The 15,960-nt window shown below is 64.7% G+C and carries 19 protein-coding genes; 11 read left to right on the top strand and 8 right to left on the bottom strand.

Going from position 1 to position 15,960, the window contains the following annotated elements; translation table 11 throughout:
• Positions 1–376: 376 nt before the first annotated feature.
• Positions 377–835, bottom strand: coding sequence for a GNAT family N-acetyltransferase (locus tag AC0L18_RS14300; protein ID WP_091598943.1), 459 nt, complete (start codon positions 833–835; stop codon positions 377–379).
• Between the two features lie 293 nt (positions 836–1,128).
• Between AC0L18_RS14300 and AC0L18_RS14305 the strand changes: the two genes are divergently transcribed.
• Positions 1,129–1,569 carry a hypothetical protein gene (locus tag AC0L18_RS14305; protein ID WP_473492862.1) on the top strand — a complete coding sequence of 147 codons (441 nt, stop codon included), beginning with the start codon at positions 1,129–1,131 and terminating at the stop codon, positions 1,567–1,569.
• Between the two features lie 31 nt (positions 1,570–1,600).
• Here the strand turns inward: AC0L18_RS14305 and AC0L18_RS14310 are convergent, their stop codons facing one another.
• A complete protein-coding gene (locus tag AC0L18_RS14310) occupies positions 1,601–1,804 on the bottom strand; it encodes a hypothetical protein (RefSeq protein ID WP_473492863.1) in 204 nt (67 codons plus the stop codon).
• A 39-nt stretch (positions 1,805–1,843) separates the two neighbouring features.
• On the bottom strand, positions 1,844–1,969 hold the full coding sequence (locus AC0L18_RS14315; RefSeq protein ID WP_473492864.1) for a hypothetical protein: 126 nt from the start codon (positions 1,967–1,969) through the stop codon (positions 1,844–1,846).
• 193 nt (positions 1,970–2,162) lie between these two features.
• On the opposite strand from AC0L18_RS14315, the gene AC0L18_RS14320 reads away from it, so the two are divergent.
• A complete protein-coding gene (locus tag AC0L18_RS14320; RefSeq protein WP_023799072.1) occupies positions 2,163–2,465 on the top strand; it encodes a hypothetical protein in 303 nt (100 codons plus the stop codon).
• A 281-nt stretch (positions 2,466–2,746) separates the two neighbouring features.
• On the opposite strand, the gene AC0L18_RS14325 is transcribed toward AC0L18_RS14320, so the two are convergent.
• Positions 2,747–3,442, bottom strand: coding sequence for an XRE family transcriptional regulator (locus tag AC0L18_RS14325; protein ID WP_023799071.1), 696 nt, complete (start codon positions 3,440–3,442; stop codon positions 2,747–2,749).
• Positions 3,443–3,902: 460 nt separating this feature from the next.
• Here AC0L18_RS14325 and AC0L18_RS14330 point away from each other — a divergent pair, with 460 nt between their 5' ends.
• From AC0L18_RS14330 to AC0L18_RS14340, 3 genes are all read left to right on the top strand, one after another.
• Positions 3,903–4,295: a hypothetical protein gene (locus tag AC0L18_RS14330; protein WP_473492866.1), complete on the top strand. Its 393-nt coding sequence runs from the start codon at positions 3,903–3,905 to the stop codon at positions 4,293–4,295.
• Between the two features lie 110 nt (positions 4,296–4,405).
• Positions 4,406–5,005: a DUF6456 domain-containing protein gene (locus AC0L18_RS14335; RefSeq protein ID WP_473492867.1), complete on the top strand. Its 600-nt coding sequence runs from the start codon at positions 4,406–4,408 to the stop codon at positions 5,003–5,005.
• 105 nt (positions 5,006–5,110) lie between these two features.
• The gene (locus tag AC0L18_RS14340) at positions 5,111–5,383 is read left to right on the top strand and encodes a DUF2285 domain-containing protein (protein WP_473492868.1); all 273 of its coding nucleotides are present in this window, start codon (positions 5,111–5,113) and stop codon (positions 5,381–5,383) included.
• Positions 5,384–5,664: 281 nt separating this feature from the next.
• Here the strand turns inward: AC0L18_RS14340 and efp are convergent, their stop codons facing one another.
• Positions 5,665–6,231, bottom strand: coding sequence for an elongation factor P (gene efp / locus AC0L18_RS14345; RefSeq protein ID WP_473492870.1), 567 nt, complete (start codon positions 6,229–6,231; stop codon positions 5,665–5,667).
• A 129-nt stretch (positions 6,232–6,360) separates the two neighbouring features.
• On the opposite strand from efp, the gene epmA reads away from it, so the two are divergent.
• On the top strand, positions 6,361–7,404 hold the full coding sequence (epmA, locus tag AC0L18_RS14350) for an EF-P lysine aminoacylase EpmA (RefSeq protein WP_473492871.1): 1,044 nt from the start codon (positions 6,361–6,363) through the stop codon (positions 7,402–7,404).
• A 3-nt stretch (positions 7,405–7,407) separates the two neighbouring features.
• On the opposite strand, the gene AC0L18_RS14355 is transcribed toward epmA, so the two are convergent.
• On the bottom strand, positions 7,408–7,773 hold the full coding sequence (locus tag AC0L18_RS14355; protein WP_473492873.1) for an endonuclease domain-containing protein: 366 nt from the start codon (positions 7,771–7,773) through the stop codon (positions 7,408–7,410).
• Between the two features lie 116 nt (positions 7,774–7,889).
• Entirely contained in the window at positions 7,890–8,510 is a 621-nt protein-coding gene (locus AC0L18_RS14360) for a DUF922 domain-containing Zn-dependent protease (protein WP_473492875.1), read from the bottom strand.
• A gap of 231 nt (positions 8,511–8,741) precedes the next feature.
• On the opposite strand from AC0L18_RS14360, the gene msuE reads away from it, so the two are divergent.
• From msuE to AC0L18_RS14385, 5 genes are read left to right on the top strand one after another with little or no spacing between them, the layout of a single operon-like run.
• Positions 8,742–9,293 (top strand): FMN reductase, encoded by a 552-nt coding sequence (gene msuE, locus AC0L18_RS14365; RefSeq protein WP_473492876.1) that lies wholly within the window; start codon positions 8,742–8,744, stop codon positions 9,291–9,293.
• A gap of 60 nt (positions 9,294–9,353) precedes the next feature.
• Positions 9,354–10,727 (top strand): LLM class flavin-dependent oxidoreductase, encoded by a 1,374-nt coding sequence (locus AC0L18_RS14370; protein WP_473492877.1) that lies wholly within the window; start codon positions 9,354–9,356, stop codon positions 10,725–10,727.
• Positions 10,728–10,743: 16 nt separating this feature from the next.
• Positions 10,744–11,592 carry an ABC transporter permease gene (locus AC0L18_RS14375; protein WP_473492878.1) on the top strand — a complete coding sequence of 283 codons (849 nt, stop codon included), beginning with the start codon at positions 10,744–10,746 and terminating at the stop codon, positions 11,590–11,592.
• A gap of 57 nt (positions 11,593–11,649) precedes the next feature.
• Complete coding sequence (locus AC0L18_RS14380; protein ID WP_473492879.1) at positions 11,650–12,648, top strand: ABC transporter substrate-binding protein; 999 nt, start codon at positions 11,650–11,652, stop codon at positions 12,646–12,648.
• Positions 12,649–12,661: 13 nt separating this feature from the next.
• Positions 12,662–13,423: an ABC transporter ATP-binding protein gene (locus AC0L18_RS14385; RefSeq protein ID WP_473492880.1), complete on the top strand. Its 762-nt coding sequence runs from the start codon at positions 12,662–12,664 to the stop codon at positions 13,421–13,423.
• A gap of 71 nt (positions 13,424–13,494) precedes the next feature.
• Here the strand turns inward: AC0L18_RS14385 and AC0L18_RS14390 are convergent, their stop codons facing one another.
• Positions 13,495–15,462: an acyltransferase family protein gene (locus AC0L18_RS14390; RefSeq protein WP_473492882.1), complete on the bottom strand. Its 1,968-nt coding sequence runs from the start codon at positions 15,460–15,462 to the stop codon at positions 13,495–13,497.
• Between the last annotated feature and the right edge of the window lie 498 nt (positions 15,463–15,960).

A 15,960-nucleotide genomic window follows, 5' to 3' on the forward strand; every position in this document is an offset into this window, starting at 1 on the left:
GGTCTGGTGGGGGGTGTTTTGGGGGCGTGGCGGCCGGCCCACCCCCCCCCCCCCCCGCCCGCGGGGGCCCCCCCCCCCCCCGCGCGGGGGGGGTGGGGGGCCCCCCCCCCCCCCGGAGAGGGGGCTTTCGTAGGGCGCAGTCCCCCTCTCCGTCTCGGCTTCGCCGAGCCACCTCTCCCCCACTTTCGTGGGGGCGAGGAACCCAAGCTGGAATGAATCTGCGATCCTCCCCCTTCTGCCCCGCCGGGCATCTCCCCTGCAAGGGGAGATCGGCAGCTTCGCCGGCGACACCTACCCCGGAATGTTTGAGAGCCCGGCAGGCGGACGAGGGGCGGCGCCGACTTCAAACGATTGGCCTGACGGCAGGTGCCGCGACCTACAACCCCATCTTGTAGCCGAGATGGCTGGCGGTGAAACCGAGGCCCTCGTAGAAAGCGTGCGCCTTCTGTCGGCTCTTGTCGGTCGTGAGCTGAACGAAGCTGCAGTTGTGCGAGCGGCATTCTTCAACCGCCCATTCGATCATCTGCTTGCCGACGCCGCGAGACCGCCATTGCCGCGCGACGCGAACGCCTTCGATCTGGCCGCGCCAGGCACCTCTCCTGGATATACCCGGAATGAAGCTGAGCTGCAGGGTTCCAATCACTTGCCCGGCTTCGACAGCCACGGCCAGCAGTTGGTTGGGATCGGCATCGATCGCGCTGAAGGCATCGAGATAGGACGGCGCGAGCGGCGTCGACGCGTCTTCGCGACCAGCGCCAAGCGCATCGTCGGCAAGCAGCGCGACGATCGCCGGCAGGTCGGGCGCTTGCGCGCGACGGAATTTGATCTCGCTCATCGAGTGGGAGAATACGGCGCGGGCTTGGTGACGGCAAGTGCGGGTTGAGCGGCGGCGTCCTTGCGCATGACCATCTCGAGGACGGCGAGCTTTGCGCAAGAACTGTCTGTTCTCGGACACGACGGTTCAAATCCAACGGCTTCTGAGCGAGATTCTTAAGAAGAAGAGGCATAGAAGACTGCGCGCATTCGCCAAATGGGGTTGCCTTGGTCAATCGATCCGTCATCGCCAGCGTCGTGCTAACAGCGGCCATTTTAGTGGGGATGCCTGCAACGGCGGCAGCCGGTGCATCGTTGAAACCAAAAGACGGGCAGGCCGGCACCTGGACGGTCGAAGGTGAGTGCAAGCGCCTTGTCGCCCGCAACGAGAAGCTCGCTTGCACTGGTGAGGTCACGCGGACGAAATTCTCCGATGGGACAATTACTTTCAGGTTTTCCGACGGTGAGAACTGGCTGGTCTTTCGCACGAAGGAGGCGACGGCCCGGCTGTGGCAAGGCTACAAAACCATTCTCGACGTCGATGGCGTTGCCTTCGGCCCAGTCGGCAGCGCGCCTGAATTCATTACCAGAATAGCGGGTGCGGGATGCTCGTATGGGGCTCCTTACTTCGGCCAGGCCAATATAGATTGCAGGGCCGTTGTCGATTTCCGGATGTGGGCTGCGGCGGTCAACACGGACGGGCGGCTGCCGGTGCCGGATAGCGAATATATTCCGCCAACGCGATCCGCACCGTAGCTGTCATTCGCAGGTTTCGCCGACTTCCAGCTTACGCCGCCTGCCGTGACCAGAGGCGGTGGCCGTAGCGGCGGAAGAAGCGCGCCAGCAGAAGCTGCTGCCTGGCGCGGGCGAGATCGGCGCCGCGCCTTTCCTGGCGCCAGCGCGGCATGTTGCGATAACAGGCAATGAAGCGGGCGGCGTCCTCGAGCGCCTCCTCCGCCGACTGCCCCGGGCCGATCGCCGCCAGGAACAAGGCCTCGCCGAGCTTCAGCGGGTCGACCAGCGCCTTGCGCTAGCCATGGCCGAGGCGCGCCCGGCCTATGCCGTCGCGGCGGATAGCGGCGAAGGCGGCGAGCATGGCCGGGCTGTCGCCGGTATAGCCGCAATCGCGGGCGAACTGGGCGGAGAGGGCGTCCATCTTCGTCTCCTTGGCTGGCGGCGGCGCGACGGAGACCCGGTCCCGTCGCCCATTCATCTGGGATATCGTATATAAGCATAACTCAAAAAATGGCACAAGTTAAACTTTTGCATGGGTTGAGCGGAACCGACTCGACTCTTCGGGAAAAACCCCTAATGTTGTGAACAAAACAGGAACTGAGGCATCAGGGACGATGGCATTGCCGGGCAAGGAAGCAACGATCGCCGAGGTCGTCTCGATCGCGGTCGAGTGTATCGATTGCGGTCGAAACAGATGGTGGAAGCCGGCCGAGCTGAGGCGTTTCGGGGTGACCGCGCAGACGCCGCTGGCGGCGCTGTCGGGGCGGCTTCGCTGCTCGGCCTGTCGCGCCGATGGCCTGCCGGGCGCGGCGGTCTCGATCCAGGCGGCGTTCATCGATGAGCGGCAGCAGCGCCGCGCCGAGGCGCGGATGCTTGGCGAGCGCGAGGTTCCGCTGGAGAGATCCAGGCGGGCTTGATGGCGCCCGCTTGCGGGCAGGGGAATCGCATGGGAAGCCGAGGCTTCGAGGCTTTCGCTCTACGATGTACCCCCACCCTAGCCCCTCCCACAAGGGGGAGGGAGACTCCGTTGGCGCTGACCTCGGCAGATTGCCTGACTCGGCGCTAAGGGAAGTAAAGGCGCGGCAGCATTCCCTCCCCCTTGTGGGGAGGGTTAGGGTGGGGGTCCTCTTCGCAGAATCCCTATTGCCCCTGCCGGCGATGCCGTTGCGGGGAGAAGGAGCGCTCCGCCGCCGCCGCCCTAGTAACCCAGCAGTTCCTTGAGCGGGATGACGCGCCAGACGTGTTTTATCGCGTAGCGGTTGAAGGTCAGCGACTTCGGCGGATTGTACTGCTCGACGACCAACTCGGCGGCGGTCCGCTTGACCAGCTTTTTGATGAAGGCCTTACCGTTGCGCTCGTTTTCCTCGGGAAACATCTCGATCACCACGTGGTCGCCGGGCACAGCGTCGCGGCCGCCGCAATAGAGCATCTCGCCGGGCTCGTAGCGCGGCACCATCGAGTCGGAGAGCACGTGCAGCGCGAACACCTTGCGCAGATGGGCGATGCCGGGCGGGCGCTGGACATAGCCGGCGACCTCGCCGTTGAAGGTGAAGTCACCGTCGTCGCCGCCGACCGCGGCACCCAGAAGCTCGATGTCCATCGGGCCGGCGGGCAGGGGGGCGGCGTCGGTGACGATCTCGGCGTCGGCGACATTGTCGGCGTCGTCGAGGAAGACGACCTCGCCCTTGCCGAGCGCCACCGGGTCGACGCGCAGGAAGGCGGCGGTCTTCAAAAGGTTCTCGGTTTTCGGCAGGTTGCGGCCGGTTTCCCAATTGCCGACAGCGGCGACGTCGGTGTCGTTGTGCTCGGCAATATGGCGCATCACCAGGCCGCGCTGCTTGCGCGCCTTGCGGATTGCCGCCCCGACCTTGATCGACAATGAGGTTTTCGCCATGGCGCCATCTGAAACATAAGAATCGGTTTCGTCCATGAAAGAATAGCTTGCATAATTTTTTGAGTTATGCTTATATATAGCCATGCACAAGCCACGCTCCATCTCGCTTTCCCATCCGTCCCGGCTGTCCTCCTCCCCGGCCGGGACGAAGCCCGAGGCTCGCGCCTCGGATCCGGTCGCCCTGCCGTCAGCGGCTGCGACCGGAACGGCCGGAGCCGTCCCCTCACGGCTCCGGCCCCGAATTTCGGCGCGTGCAATGCGGGCCTTTCGTGCATCCGCACCGAGGACGGCACGGTCATCGTCTTCGACCGGCGCACGGGCAGGGCGGTTTCCCCTGGGAGAGGTAATCGGCGACGCCGCGCCGCCCCTCACCTGCCTGCCGGCACCCTCTCCCCGTGAACGGGGAGAGGGGGCAGCTTCGGCATCTACGCAACCCTTTCGATCTCGATGGAAGAACATCATGCCCGCCTATACCGACACAAAATTGCAAAGCATCGCCCGCACGCCGGCCAGGCTGGCGCCGCCGGTCTGGCTGCCGCAGCGCCCGTTGGTGCGCGAGATCCACGAGCCCGACGGCGAGGCCCTCAAGCTGCCGTCGCCGCGCCCCGCTGCCGCCGTCGGGCGCCAGCCGCATGTCGCGGCCATGCGCTTCATCGACTGCCTGTTCAACCGCTGCCGCGCACCGCTCGACCTGACGCTGGAGGAGGACCCCGAAAACGACGCGCCCGGCAGCCGGCCGGGACTGGAGATGCTGTGCTGCGGCCTGCGCACGCGCCCGCTGAAAAGCTACTGCGCCTATCACGCGGCGCGGTTCTGCGACCATCGCCGTACGGCTCTCGCGGACGCAGCGTGAGCGGCATCGGTCGAGAGTCTTCTCGCCAAGCACGGCGGCCCGGTTCCTCGCCCCCGCTGCGCGGAGGAGCCCAGGTTCTGCGAAGGCAGCAATGAAACGAGGAGCCACAGATGAGCAAGAAGACCGCCCAAAAGGCCAAGCCGCCCAAATTACCCACTGATGAGGCCGAGCAGGTGCGTATCCGCAAGCAGGTCGGCCATGATTTCGCGCTGAAGGACGATGCCTTCGGCCGCAAGCGGCTGGCGACCGGCACGCTGGAGGCGAGGCGCGTCTATGAGGTGTCCAATAGCGGCCACACCGCGACCGGCGGCATTGTGCGGGTGCGCAATGTCGACCCGCTGACCGGCATCACCTCGCTGTCGCGCCAGCAGCGCGAGGCGGGCATGCGCTACCGCGAGGATTTTCGCGTCTCGGCACAGGACGGCGTCAAGCCGATGGCGCTGACCGAGCGCGTCGACGGCGGACGCATCGGCGGCGGCGTTGCCGACCGCATCCTGTCCGCCGGTCGCGCCTATGCCGACGCCACCAGGGCGCTTGCGCATTGGGAGGTGTCGGTCGTGGTGCAAAAAGTCTGCTGCGCCGGCGAAACGGTGAAGAGCCTCGCCGAGCAGACCGGCGAGCCGCGGGATGTGCTGTCGAAACTGCTCAAAATCGGGCTGGACTTGCTGGCGGTGCATTACGGCATGATGCTGATGCGGCGGCCGCGGTGAAGGGGCAAACGGGGCGTTTGGCAATGCGTTTTGGCCAGCGTCCTCCAATTGAAGGGCGCGGCTTCCCGACGGCCTGTTACGCTGCGCCATTGCTGGTAGATCACAATGCCAAAGATGCCGCAAAACGCTCATTTCGCAGATACGGCGCCGACGTCTTCGGCGCTGACCGCGTATGACGAGCACTGCATACTGACTTACATCCGGCTGCTCGATGCTTCGGCGGACGGCGCCGATTGGCGTGAGGTCGCCCGCACCGTCCTGCACATTGACCCGGAGCAGGAGCCGGAACGGGCATTCCGCGCCTGGGCGACGCATCTGGCGCGTGCCCGCTGGATGACCGAGGTTCGTGTCGATCGGCATGATCGTGGCACGGAATGACGCCGGAGATTTTTTGTGGAACTGCCATCCCAATCTAACCGTTTAGACAGGAGACCAACTGGGAATCGCCCGATGAACTCTTGGCAAATCAACACCTTGGAGGCCTGCTGCCTGCTTGCCGTCCCGCTGTCGATGATCCTTACGGTTCTGGTGGCGGGTTTCATCCTTGGCTGAATCTGCACTGTTCAGTGAGACGGCATGCATCGCGGCACCGGCGTGAGTTGCGCCCTGGCATTCAGCGCGCGCGACACCTTCAGCGACGACAAAAATGATCCTGCCTCTCAGTCCTTGGCGCGCTCCACATAGGCGCCATCGGCCGTCATCACCACCACGCGGGTGCCGGCAGTGATGTGCGGCGGCACCAGCGTGCGCACGCCGTTGGACAGCGTCGCCGGCTTGTAGGACGAGGATGCCGTCTGGCCCTTGGTGACCGGCTCGGTGTCGACCACCTCGAAGGTGGCGCGTTGCGGCAGCATCAGCGAGATGGCGATGCCGTTGTACTGCGAAATCTGCACCGCCATGCCTTCCTTGAGATAGGGCGCCATCTCGCCGACCACGCTTTCCGGCACCGCGACCTGGTCGTAGCTTTCCGGATTCAAGAAATGATAGCCTTCGGCATCGTGGTAGAGGAAGGTATGCTCGCGCTCCTCGACATAGGCGCGCTCGACCTGCTCGGTGGTGCGGTAGCGCTCCGAGACTTTCACCCCGTCGGAGATGCGGCGCATATCGAGCTGGGTCACCGGCGTGCCCTTGCCCGGATGGATGTTTTCGGCAAAGAGGATCACATAGAGCTTGCCGTCCTTTTCGACGACATTGCCTTTGCGTAGGGAACTGGCGATGACCTTCACGGGCTTTATTCCTAACAGCGTTGACTGGCCTGGGAGCGCCGAATGGCGCAAATCGGCTGCGGGAGCCGTTCGGTGCGGCCTAGCGCATCTTGGCGGCAATCGCCAGTCCTCGATGCAAATCCTGTCGTCATGACCGCCGCCTCGCCCTGGTGGACGCCCGATGTTCACGCCGACCGGCGGCCGCGGTTGATCCTGCGCAACGCCATCACCGCGGCCGTGCGCGACTGGTTTGCCCGCCGCGACTTCGTCGAGGTCGAGGCGGCGGCGCTGCAGGTCTCGCCCGGCAACGAGGCGCATCTGTCGGCCTTCGCCACCGAGGCGATCGGCCCGGATGGGCGGCACCAGCCGCTCTATTTGCACACCTCGCCGGAATTCGCCTGCAAGAAGCTGCTCGCCGCCGGCGAGAAACGCATCTTCAGCCTGAGTGCCGTCTATCGCAACCGCGAGCGCGGCCCATTGCACCATCCGTCCTTCACCATGCTCGAATGGTACCGGGCCGATGAGACCTACGACAGCCTGATGCAGGATTGCGCCGGGCTTGTCGCGCTGGCCGCCGAGCGCGCCGGCACGAAACGCTTCGCCTTTCGCGGCCGCGAGGCCGATCCGTTCGCCGAGCCGGAACAGTTGAGCGTCGCCGAGGCTTTTGCGCGCCATCCCGGCATCGATCTGCTGGCCACGGTCGCCGCCGACGGCAGCACCGATCGCGAGGCGCTGCATGCGGCTCTGGTCCAGGCGGGCTTGCGCACCGCGCCCGACGACAATTGGGCCGATCTGTTCAGTCGGGTGATGGTGGAAAAGATCGAGCCGGCGCTGGGGCAGGGGCGCGCCACCATTCTTTACGGCTATCCGATCTCGGAGGCCGCCCTTGCCCGGCCGAGCGCCGATGACCCGAGGACCGCCGAGCGCTTCGAGCTCTATTGCTGCGGCGTCGAGCTGGCCAATGCGTTCGGCGAGCTGACCGACGCCGACGAGCAGCGCCGGCGCTTCATCCTCGAAATGGACGAGAAGCAGCGCATCTACGGCGAACGCTATCCGATCGACGAGGATTTCCTCGCCGCACTGGCCATCATGCCGCAGGCAAGCGGCGCCGCACTCGGCTTCGACCGGCTGGTGATGCTGGCGACGGGGGCGATGCGGGTCGAGGATGTGATGTGGACGCCGGTGACGGGGTGAAAGTCAGCGCCTGTCCGCATCGGCCTCGATGATTATGTGCTGGCAGACATTGTCGATATCGCGAATGACGTCGTCGTTCCAGAAGCGCAGGATGGTCCAGCCGCTGCTCTTCAAATACGCGCTGCGTGCTGCATCGCGCTGCGCGTGTTCAGTGTTCGCGTGCTGGCTGCCATCGACCTCGACGACTAGGCGGTGTGTCGGACAGGCAAAGTCAACAATGTAGGGTCCGATTGGCGCTTGCCGGCGAAAGCTCAGCCCCATCAATCGATGGGCGCGAAGCTCGTTCCATAGTTTCAACTCGGCGTCGGTCACACGACGCATCGATTTTGCGTTCTTGCGCTGATGCGGCGGAACGAGATCGTGACCCATCAGACACCCTCGCTTTGGAGATTAGCGACGTCATGGATGACGGCGGATCTCCCCCGCAAGGGGGGAGATTGGCCGTCATCAACGCCTTCGCCAGCCTTGCTGCGGTTTCCATCCCCCTACCGCCCCATCAGCAAAGCGACGATCAGCCGCTGCAGATTGCCGCGCGGGGCGAATTCTACCCGGTCGAAATCGCGGCTTGCCTTCTGCCGAGCCTGGGAGAGTTCGGCAAGCCGCCTGGTCATTTCGGTCCTGATCTTTTTGCAGCCGGGATCGTCGGGGACGGACAAGCCGATGGTGGCCGCCTCGATCTTGCGCGCCATGTCCGTATACATCTCGCCATGCACCCTTTCATGGGCGGCAAGGCCAGCAGCAAAAACCTCCCAGCTTTTTTGAACGGCGTCCGGTAGCGACCCGGATGGCTTGGGCAAGATGTAGGTGATGATGAGCTTCGGCCGTGCCGACATCAGCACGCAGGCATCGCCTTGCGGCTGGTAGTTTCTGACCCAGGTCAGCTTGTAATCGGTGTATGCCATGACGCGGCGCTTGCTTTTGCCGATGGTTGGCCCCTGCTCGCCCATCGAGGCATGGAGTTCCGGCCCGGTCTGCCCTGAAATGGCGTAGGTTTCGACCTTCTCGATCGGCTTCCACTGCGACTTCGACTGCGCCCCCATCTGCGCCTGCCCCGGCGATGCCAGCAAACAGGCCAGGAGCAGATACTTCAGAACGGCTGTTTTCATGCGAATCCTCCGGGGCGATGCCTTTGGTGTGAAATCATCAACGCATGGCCGGAATGCGGTCAAGGCGCCGTTGCCAAACTCGCCTATCGCATTTCGCGTCGAAAGAACCAATCAACGGCGATGTGCCGCAAACTCAATCCGCTTGGCGGGCTCGTTTTGAAATCTTCTTTCTCATTAAACTCTATAAACTTAGTAGAGTTAACGCACACAAGCGTTTTGCGAGGAGCCCAAATGTCGAAAAATCTGGTGGTGGGGCTGTCGGGCAACCTGACCCGTCCGTCGAAGACCAAGGCGTTCATCAGCCACATCGTTGCGGAGGTGGCGAGCAGCACCGGTGCAGCCTCGACCGTTTTCGACATCGAGGATCTCGGTCGGTCGTTTCCGCTGGCAAGGCGCATCGGCGATCTGGATCCATCGGCCAGGAACATCGTCGAGCGATTACTGGGCGCCGACGTCCTGGTGGTTGGCTCGCCGACTTTCAAGGGCAGCTACACCGGGCTTTTCAAGCATTTCTTCGACCTGCTCGACCCGTCATCCCTGCGGGGAAAGCCGGTCATCCTTGCTGCAACCGGCGGTGGCGATCGTCATTCGCTGATGGTCGAGCATCAGCTGCGGCCGCTGTTCGGCTTCTTCGAGGCGCTGACCCTGCCGACCGCGATCTACGCCTCCGACAAGGACTTCGCCAACGGCGTGCTGGTGTCCGAAGCCATCCATGCTCGCGCCAGCCAAGCGGTGGCCGAAGCATGCCGGGCGGTGCCACGCAGCGTCAGTCTTGCCGCCTGAACATGCCACCGGCCCCCGTGTCCTCAATCCGCTTCCCGCACAGCTCAGAAGGAGCCCGCAATGACCAGACCCAGCAAGTCGAGGCAGATCAAGCTTGGTGCTTTCCTGCCCGGTGGCGGACAGCATATCGCAGCCTGGCGCCATCCTGACGCGCCGGCCGACGGCGCGACGAATTTCGAGTTCCACAGGCAGCTCGCGCTGACCGCCGAGCGCGGCCTGTTCGATGCCTATTTCCTTGCCGACAACCTGACCGTCGGCCTCGGCGCCCGCGAAGGCGGCAATGCCAAGATCGCCGGGTTCGAGCCGGTGACGCTGTTTGCGGCATTGGCGCCGCTCACCACGCATCTGGGCTTCATCGCCACCGCCTCCACTACCTATGAGGAGCCCTATACGCTCGCCCGCAAGTTCGCCTCGCTCGACCTGCTGTCGAACGGCCGGGCCGGCTGGAATGTGGTGACCTCGGCGGGTGACGAGACCGCGCGCAATTTCAATCGCGAGACGCAGCCTGCCCACGCCGAGCGTTATGCCCGCGCGCATGAACATGTCGAGACGGTCAAGGCGCTGTGGGACAGCTGGGAAGACGATGCCTTCATCCGCGACAAGAAGTCGGGGCGCTTCTACGACAAGGACAAGCTTCACGACATCGACCACAAGGGCCGGCATTTCAGCGTCAAAGGCCCGCTCAATGTGCCGCGACCGGTGCAGGGCCATCCGGTGGTGGTTCAGGCCGGGCAGTCGGAGGACGGACGCAAGCTCGCCGCCCAGTCGGCTGAGGTCATCTTCACCGCCCATCAGAACCTGGCCTCGGCGCAAGAATTCTACCGCGACATCAAGGCGCGCGTGGCGGCGGTCGGCCGCGATCCCGGGCAGGTGCTGATCATGCCGGGCGTAGCCCCCTTCGTCGGCCGCACCGAAGAGGAAGCCCGCGCCAAGTACCAGCAGCTGAACGAGCTGATCCTGCCCGAGGATGGCGTGGCCCTGCTCAATGGGCTGGCCGGCCAGACGCTCGACATCCGGGGTTACCCGCTCGACGGACCGCTGCCGCCGAGCCGGGAAACCGAAGGCATGAAGAGCCGCCAGGCGCTGATCCGCCAGATTGCCGACGAGCACAACTTCACCATCCGCCAGCTCTACCAGTGGGTGGCGACGGCCCGCGGCCACTACACCGTGATCGGCAGCGCGGCGCAGGTTGCCGATCAGCTGGAGGAATGGTTCGGCAACGACGCCGCCGACGGCTTCAACATCCTGCCGCCGTGGCTGCCCGGCGCGCTCGACGACTTCGTCGACCTGGTGATCCCCGAGCTGCAGCGTCGCGGCCTGTTCCGCACCGCCTACGAGGGCAGGACGCTGCGCGAGAATCTCGGCCTCAGGCGGCCGGAAAACCCCTGGACCGCCGCCCGCTCCAAGGTGTGGCCGCCGAATAGATTCTCTTGAAGCAAAGGGCAAGACGATGAGTTTGCAACACATCGAGCAGCGGGTGACGATCGATGCACATGACGGCAGAACCGGCCTTGGCGCCGATTTCCCGCGCCTGGCCAACCGCACTGTGATCCGCTTCCTGTCCCGCTACGGCATCCTGATCGGCTTCCTCGCGATCTGGCAGGTGTCGAGCAGCGCGGGATGGGTCAACGCCGCGGTGCTGCCGCCGGTCGACACGATCGTCTCCGCACTGTGGGATGGTCTGGCCGGCGGCACCTTGCTTGGCGACATCGCCATTAGCCTGCAGCGCGCCGGCCTCGCCTTCGCGGCGGCGGTGGCGGTTGCCATCCCGCTTGGTCTGTTCATGGGCCAGGTGCGCGCCGTCGAAACCGCGCTTGACCCGATCCTGCAGGTTTTCCGGCAGACCTCGGCGCTGGCGCTCTATCCGGTGTTCATCCTGCTGCTCGGGCTGGGGGAGGCATCAAAGGTCTTCGTCATCTTCTGGGCGACGCTGTTTCCGCTGCTGCTCAACACCATCAGCGGCGTCAAGCAAGTCGATCCGAAACTGCTCGAGATGGCCCGGGTCTACGGCGCCACGCGGCTCACCGCATTTCGCCGGGTCGTGCTTCCGGGGGCCGTCCCTTCGATCTTCGTCGGCTTGAGGCTGAGTGCGACCACGGCGCTCTTGTTGCTGATCGCATCCGAAATGATCGGCGCCAACAAGGGCATCGGCTTCCAGGTGATGAACGCGCAGTACAACTTCCAGATCCCGCTGATGTTTGCAGCGATCGTCATCCTTGCCGGCCTCGGCCTGATCGCCAACCAGGCGCTGGTCAGCCTGCAGCGGCGGCTCTGCCGCTGGAGCAATCCCATCGACTGACCAGCTTTCAACCATCCTCTCCAACAGGCCCCATCCTCCAACACGAAAGTCCGGACCATGCCAATCACTCGCCGTTCCCTGCTTGCGGGCGCTCCCTTTGCCGCCGGCATCATCGCCACCGGCCTGCCTCGCTTCGCCGTTGCGCAAGTCGCGCCGGTCACGTTACGCTACCTCGCCAGCCGCGGCAGCATCTCGCCGCATGAGCTGGCGGACGCGCTCGGCTATTTCAAGGACGTCGGCGTCAAGCTTGAGAATGTCGGCTACTCCGGCGGCGGCCCGGAATCGCTGTTCGCGCTCGCATCCGGCAGCGTCGATCTCGGCTCGGCCGCAACCGCTGCGGTGATCAATTCGATCTCCGGCGGCAACGACTTCGTCGCTGCCTATCCAAGCAACGGCATCAACGGCCAAGTGCGCAGCGTCTTCTACGTGCTGGAAGACAGTCCGATCAAATCGATTGCCGACATCGCCGGCAAGACCATTGCGGTCAACACGCTCGGCGCCCATCTCGACTATACGGTGCGCGAGGCGCTGCACGGCGTCGGCCTGCCGCCTGATGCCGCCAACCTCGTCGTCGTGCCCGGGCCGCAGCTTGAACAGACCTTGCGGTCACGCCAGGTCGATATCGCGGCACTGGGCTACTGGCAGGCGACGTTTGCCGGCGCGCTGGTCGACAAGGGCGGTGTGCGCGGCGTGTTCAACGACACCGACGTGCTGGGCGAACTGGCCGGCGGCTTCATTGTCCTGCGCCGCGACTTCATCGCAGCGCATCCGGACGGCGCCCGCAATTTCGTCGAACAGTCGACCCGCGCCGCCGACTGGTCGCGCCAGAATCCGAACGAGGCGCGCAAGGTGCTTGCGGAGATTTTCGATAAACGCGGCGAAAATGGCGAGCTGGCGCGCTACTGGACCGGCTTCGGCCTGCGCGAAGGGGCGAAGGTCGACGACCGCGACATAGACTTCTGGGTCGGCGTGCTCGAGCGCGACGGCCGGCTGCCCAAGGGCAGGCTGAAAGCCGCGGATATTCTTTACGGGCGCGGCGAAACGAAAACCAATTGATCGGGAGACGGCCATGGCCAGCACAAGCGGCGGCGAGGTCACGATACGCGACCTCTCCAAATCCTTCACCCTCGGCGGGCGCCCGCTTGCCGTGCTGAGGGCGCTCAACCTCGATATCCGCTCCGGCGAATGTCTCGTCATCGTCGGCGCCAGCGGATCGGGCAAGACCACGCTGCTGCGCATCCTTGCCGGTCTTGAGGCCGCCGACAGCGGCGGTGTCGCGATAGACGGCAGGCCGGTCCATGGCGTCGGCGCCGAGCGCGCGGTCATCTTCCAGGAACCGCGCCTGCTGCCCTGGCTGACGGTGCTCGGCAACGTCGCCTTTGGCCTCGAGGTGCGGGGCGTGCCCAAGGCGGAGGCCGAGGACAAGGCCCGCTTCTATACCGCGCTCGTCGGCCTGGCCGAATTCAGCGATGCCTATCCCAGGCAGCTTTCGGGCGGCATGGCACAGCGCGTCGGCATTGCCCGGGCCTTGACCGTGCAACCTGAAATCCTGCTGCTCGACGAGCCGCTAGGCGCGCTCGACGCCATGACCAAGATCGGCATGCAGGAGGAACTGGCGCGCATCTGGAGCGAGGAGAACGTCACCATGGTCATGGTTACCCATGATCTGGAAGAAGCGATCTATCTCGCCGACAGGGTGCTGATCCTGCCCAAGGAGAAGGGCGGCACAGCGCGGCTGGTCGAGGTTGAACTGCCGCGCCCCCGCGATCGCAGCGAGAGCCGGTTCGTGCGCTACCGCGAAGAACTGCTGCGCGAGTTTGGCTTGCACTGAGACTGGGGGCACTGAGACTGCGAGCACTGAGACTGCACCGAGACGCTGGTGAAAGGCGCGTCTTGCGCGCCTTACTTCCCGGCCGCCCCGGTCGAGAACAGCGCGCGCTCGACCGTCGGCTCCAGCGTTTGCGCAAAGGGCGTCGCCATGTGGTGGCGGTCGCGATAGGCCAGCTTGCCGTCGATGAAGACATGGCAGGTTTTGGCGTCGCAGAACCGGTCGGTCATGTCGATGTAGGTCGCGTTGGGGACGGCGCGCACGATGTCACGCTCCACCGCGGCCATGGCGTCGTTGGCGGCGTCGGTTCGCGGCGCGTCACATACCGATGGCGTCTGTCCACGCCACAGCGCGCGGGCCACGCAGGTGTCGACAAACAGGGTGTTGAACGGCACATCGCGGATGAAAGCGACTTTCAGCCCGGCCTGGCTGAACGCCTCCAGCGTTGCGCGCAGGCCGCCCTGCCAGTCCTGATCGAGGCTTTCGGATTGCCGGGCATCGGGCGACAGTTTGCGCGAACTGGTCAGCGAGATCTCCGAGATCACCACCAGGCTCGGGCGCAGGGCGATGATCTCCTTGATCGATTGCTCGCGCCATTGATCGCACTCGGTGTAGTCGCGCTTCAGCTTCGAGCTCCAGACCGTCAGCCGCGACGCCCGGCAGGCGGCTTTGAGCCAGGTGACGACCTTGTAGTCGTTTCTCTTCGCCGCCTCGATCAGCGGCGTCGACCAGTGATCGGCATGCGAATCGCCGAACAGCGCGATCGAGTGCTCGGCATTCTTGGCGCCGAACTCACAGGCCTTCGGCGTCACGGTCTCGTAGTCGACAACGCAGCCTACCTTGGCGCGCGCGGTGGAGGGCTGCGCGGCAGTTTCGGCAATGATGCGTTGCGAGGGGTCGAGGCCGTCCACGGCAAGGCGCGCATTGGCGTAAGTCGCCACGACGCCGGCGCCGGTCAGCATTGCGGCGGGGATTAGTGCGCGCGCCGCGTTCGCCATCAGCCAGCCATTGCGACGGATCGGGTTTTCGATGAAATTATAGGTGAAGAGCGACAGCGCCAGCGTCAATGCCGCGCAGGCAAGCCGCCCGGGCCAGGACAGGTCGGGCACCATCATCGTCGCATAGACGATGACCGGCCAGTGCCAGAGATAGAGCGAGTAGGAAAGTTTCCCCAGCCATTGCATGGGCGGCAGCGCCAGCATGGCGCTCGGCCCTCTTTGGACATTGCCGGAGCCGCTGAGCAAAAGGAGCACGGTGCCGGCCACCGGCACCACCGCCGCGAAGCCGGGGAAGGGGGTGTCCTGCTCGCTGAAGGTCAGATAGGCACCGGCGATCAGCGCCAGGCCAAGCCATGCCAGTGCTGCGCCCAGTTGCGGGCGCTCTCGCCAGAATTTTGCCGGCGCCATCGTCGCCAGACCGCCGGCGGCGAACTCCCAGGCCCTGAGCGGCGAGAAATAGAAGGCCCAGGGCTGCGCCACAGTGGTGAGCCAGGCGCAGACGGCGAACGACACCGCGCCGGTGAGGCCGATCACCAGGATCGCCGTGCGCTTGCCCGGGCGCAGCCATGCCGCCAGCAGAAGCAGCCCCGGCCATACGAAATAAAACTGCTCCTCGACCGAGAGCGACCAGAAGTGGATGAAGGGGTTGTTCGCCGCGTCGGGGGCGAAATAGTCGAACGACCAGCGTATCAGCCAGAAATTGATCGCATAGGCCGAGGCGAACATGGCGCCTTTCGAATAGAGCGACTGTTCGTCCGGCGACAGGATGAAGTAGCCGGCGACCAGCGTGGCGAAGATAACGAACAGCGAGGCCGGCAGCAGGCGCCGGGCGCGCCTTGCATAGAACCGCCACAGGTCCAGCCTGCCGTCCTCGGCGATTTCCCGCAGCAACTGGCCGGTGATCAGGTAGCCGGAGATGACGAAGAAGATGTCGACGCCAGTGAAGCCGCCGGGCAGGTCCGACAGACCAAAATGGAACGCGACGACGCCGGACACCGCTAACGCACGCAGCCCTTCGATATCAGGCCGAAACGATGCTGACACGGCAAAACCTCGCGAAGTCGTTGAAAAGCCACCCGTGCGAAGACTCGACGCAATGCATTGATATTGCAATGCAACAAATCTAACGCAGTGCAACATAAGTGGAAGTTTGCCGGGTGCAGCGCGGCATGCTCGTCGGCGTGTCCCAAGCGAACGCCGCGCCAGCGCTGCCATCCGCATCCGCGGCGGCGGATTTTGGGCGGCGGGATTTTGGAGCACAAAAAGACAATTTGGCCGGGATACGGCGGGCGGGAGGCGTGCGAAATTGACTGGCGTCCGCTCTGTCTGTTCGTTTTAGCCGCATTTCTGCAACGCCAAATGATTCCACCAGGCTGCAAAAATACTCTAGCGGGCCCGATCTCAGGCTTTAGAAGGAGCCCGCCGCTCGCGCGCCGCGCTCCTCCCCTTAAAGCGCCTCGCCTTCGAAAGGAAATCGACGCGCTTTAAGTCTTTGTTTCTGTGCCTGTCGTTACCCCAAACCGCTACGCGCCCTCGGTCAGG

This window comes from Mesorhizobium sp. WSM4819, from assembly GCF_055811215.1.

Bases quoted from the DNA above. Each gene is read 5' to 3' on its own strand.
- AC0L18_RS14355 (WP_473492873.1), bottom strand. From the start codon at position 7,773: ATGGGTCACGATCTCGTTCCGCCGCATCAGCGCAAGAACGCAAAATCG.
- AC0L18_RS14360 (WP_473492875.1), bottom strand. From the start codon at position 8,510: ATGAAAACAGCCGTTCTGAAGTATCTGCTCCTGGCCTGTTTGCTGGCA.
- AC0L18_RS14380 (WP_473492879.1), top strand. From the start codon at position 11,650: ATGCCAATCACTCGCCGTTCCCTGCTTGCGGGCGCTCCCTTTGCCGCC.
- AC0L18_RS14325 (WP_023799071.1), bottom strand. From the start codon at position 3,442: ATGGCGAAAACCTCATTGTCGATCAAGGTCGGGGCGGCAATCCGCAAG.
- AC0L18_RS14320 (WP_023799072.1), top strand. From the start codon at position 2,163: ATGGCATTGCCGGGCAAGGAAGCAACGATCGCCGAGGTCGTCTCGATC.
- AC0L18_RS14330 (WP_473492866.1), top strand. From the start codon at position 3,903: ATGCCCGCCTATACCGACACAAAATTGCAAAGCATCGCCCGCACGCCG.
- msuE (WP_473492876.1), top strand. From the start codon at position 8,742: ATGTCGAAAAATCTGGTGGTGGGGCTGTCGGGCAACCTGACCCGTCCG.
- AC0L18_RS14340 (WP_473492868.1), top strand. From the start codon at position 5,111: ATGCCAAAGATGCCGCAAAACGCTCATTTCGCAGATACGGCGCCGACG.
- epmA (WP_473492871.1), top strand. From the start codon at position 6,361: ATGACCGCCGCCTCGCCCTGGTGGACGCCCGATGTTCACGCCGACCGG.
- AC0L18_RS14385 (WP_473492880.1), top strand. From the start codon at position 12,662: ATGGCCAGCACAAGCGGCGGCGAGGTCACGATACGCGACCTCTCCAAA.
- AC0L18_RS14370 (WP_473492877.1), top strand. From the start codon at position 9,354: ATGACCAGACCCAGCAAGTCGAGGCAGATCAAGCTTGGTGCTTTCCTG.
- AC0L18_RS14335 (WP_473492867.1), top strand. From the start codon at position 4,406: ATGAGCAAGAAGACCGCCCAAAAGGCCAAGCCGCCCAAATTACCCACT.
- AC0L18_RS14375 (WP_473492878.1), top strand. From the start codon at position 10,744: ATGAGTTTGCAACACATCGAGCAGCGGGTGACGATCGATGCACATGAC.
- AC0L18_RS14315 (WP_473492864.1), bottom strand. From the start codon at position 1,969: ATGGACGCCCTCTCCGCCCAGTTCGCCCGCGATTGCGGCTATACCGGC.
- AC0L18_RS14300 (WP_091598943.1), bottom strand. From the start codon at position 835: ATGAGCGAGATCAAATTCCGTCGCGCGCAAGCGCCCGACCTGCCGGCG.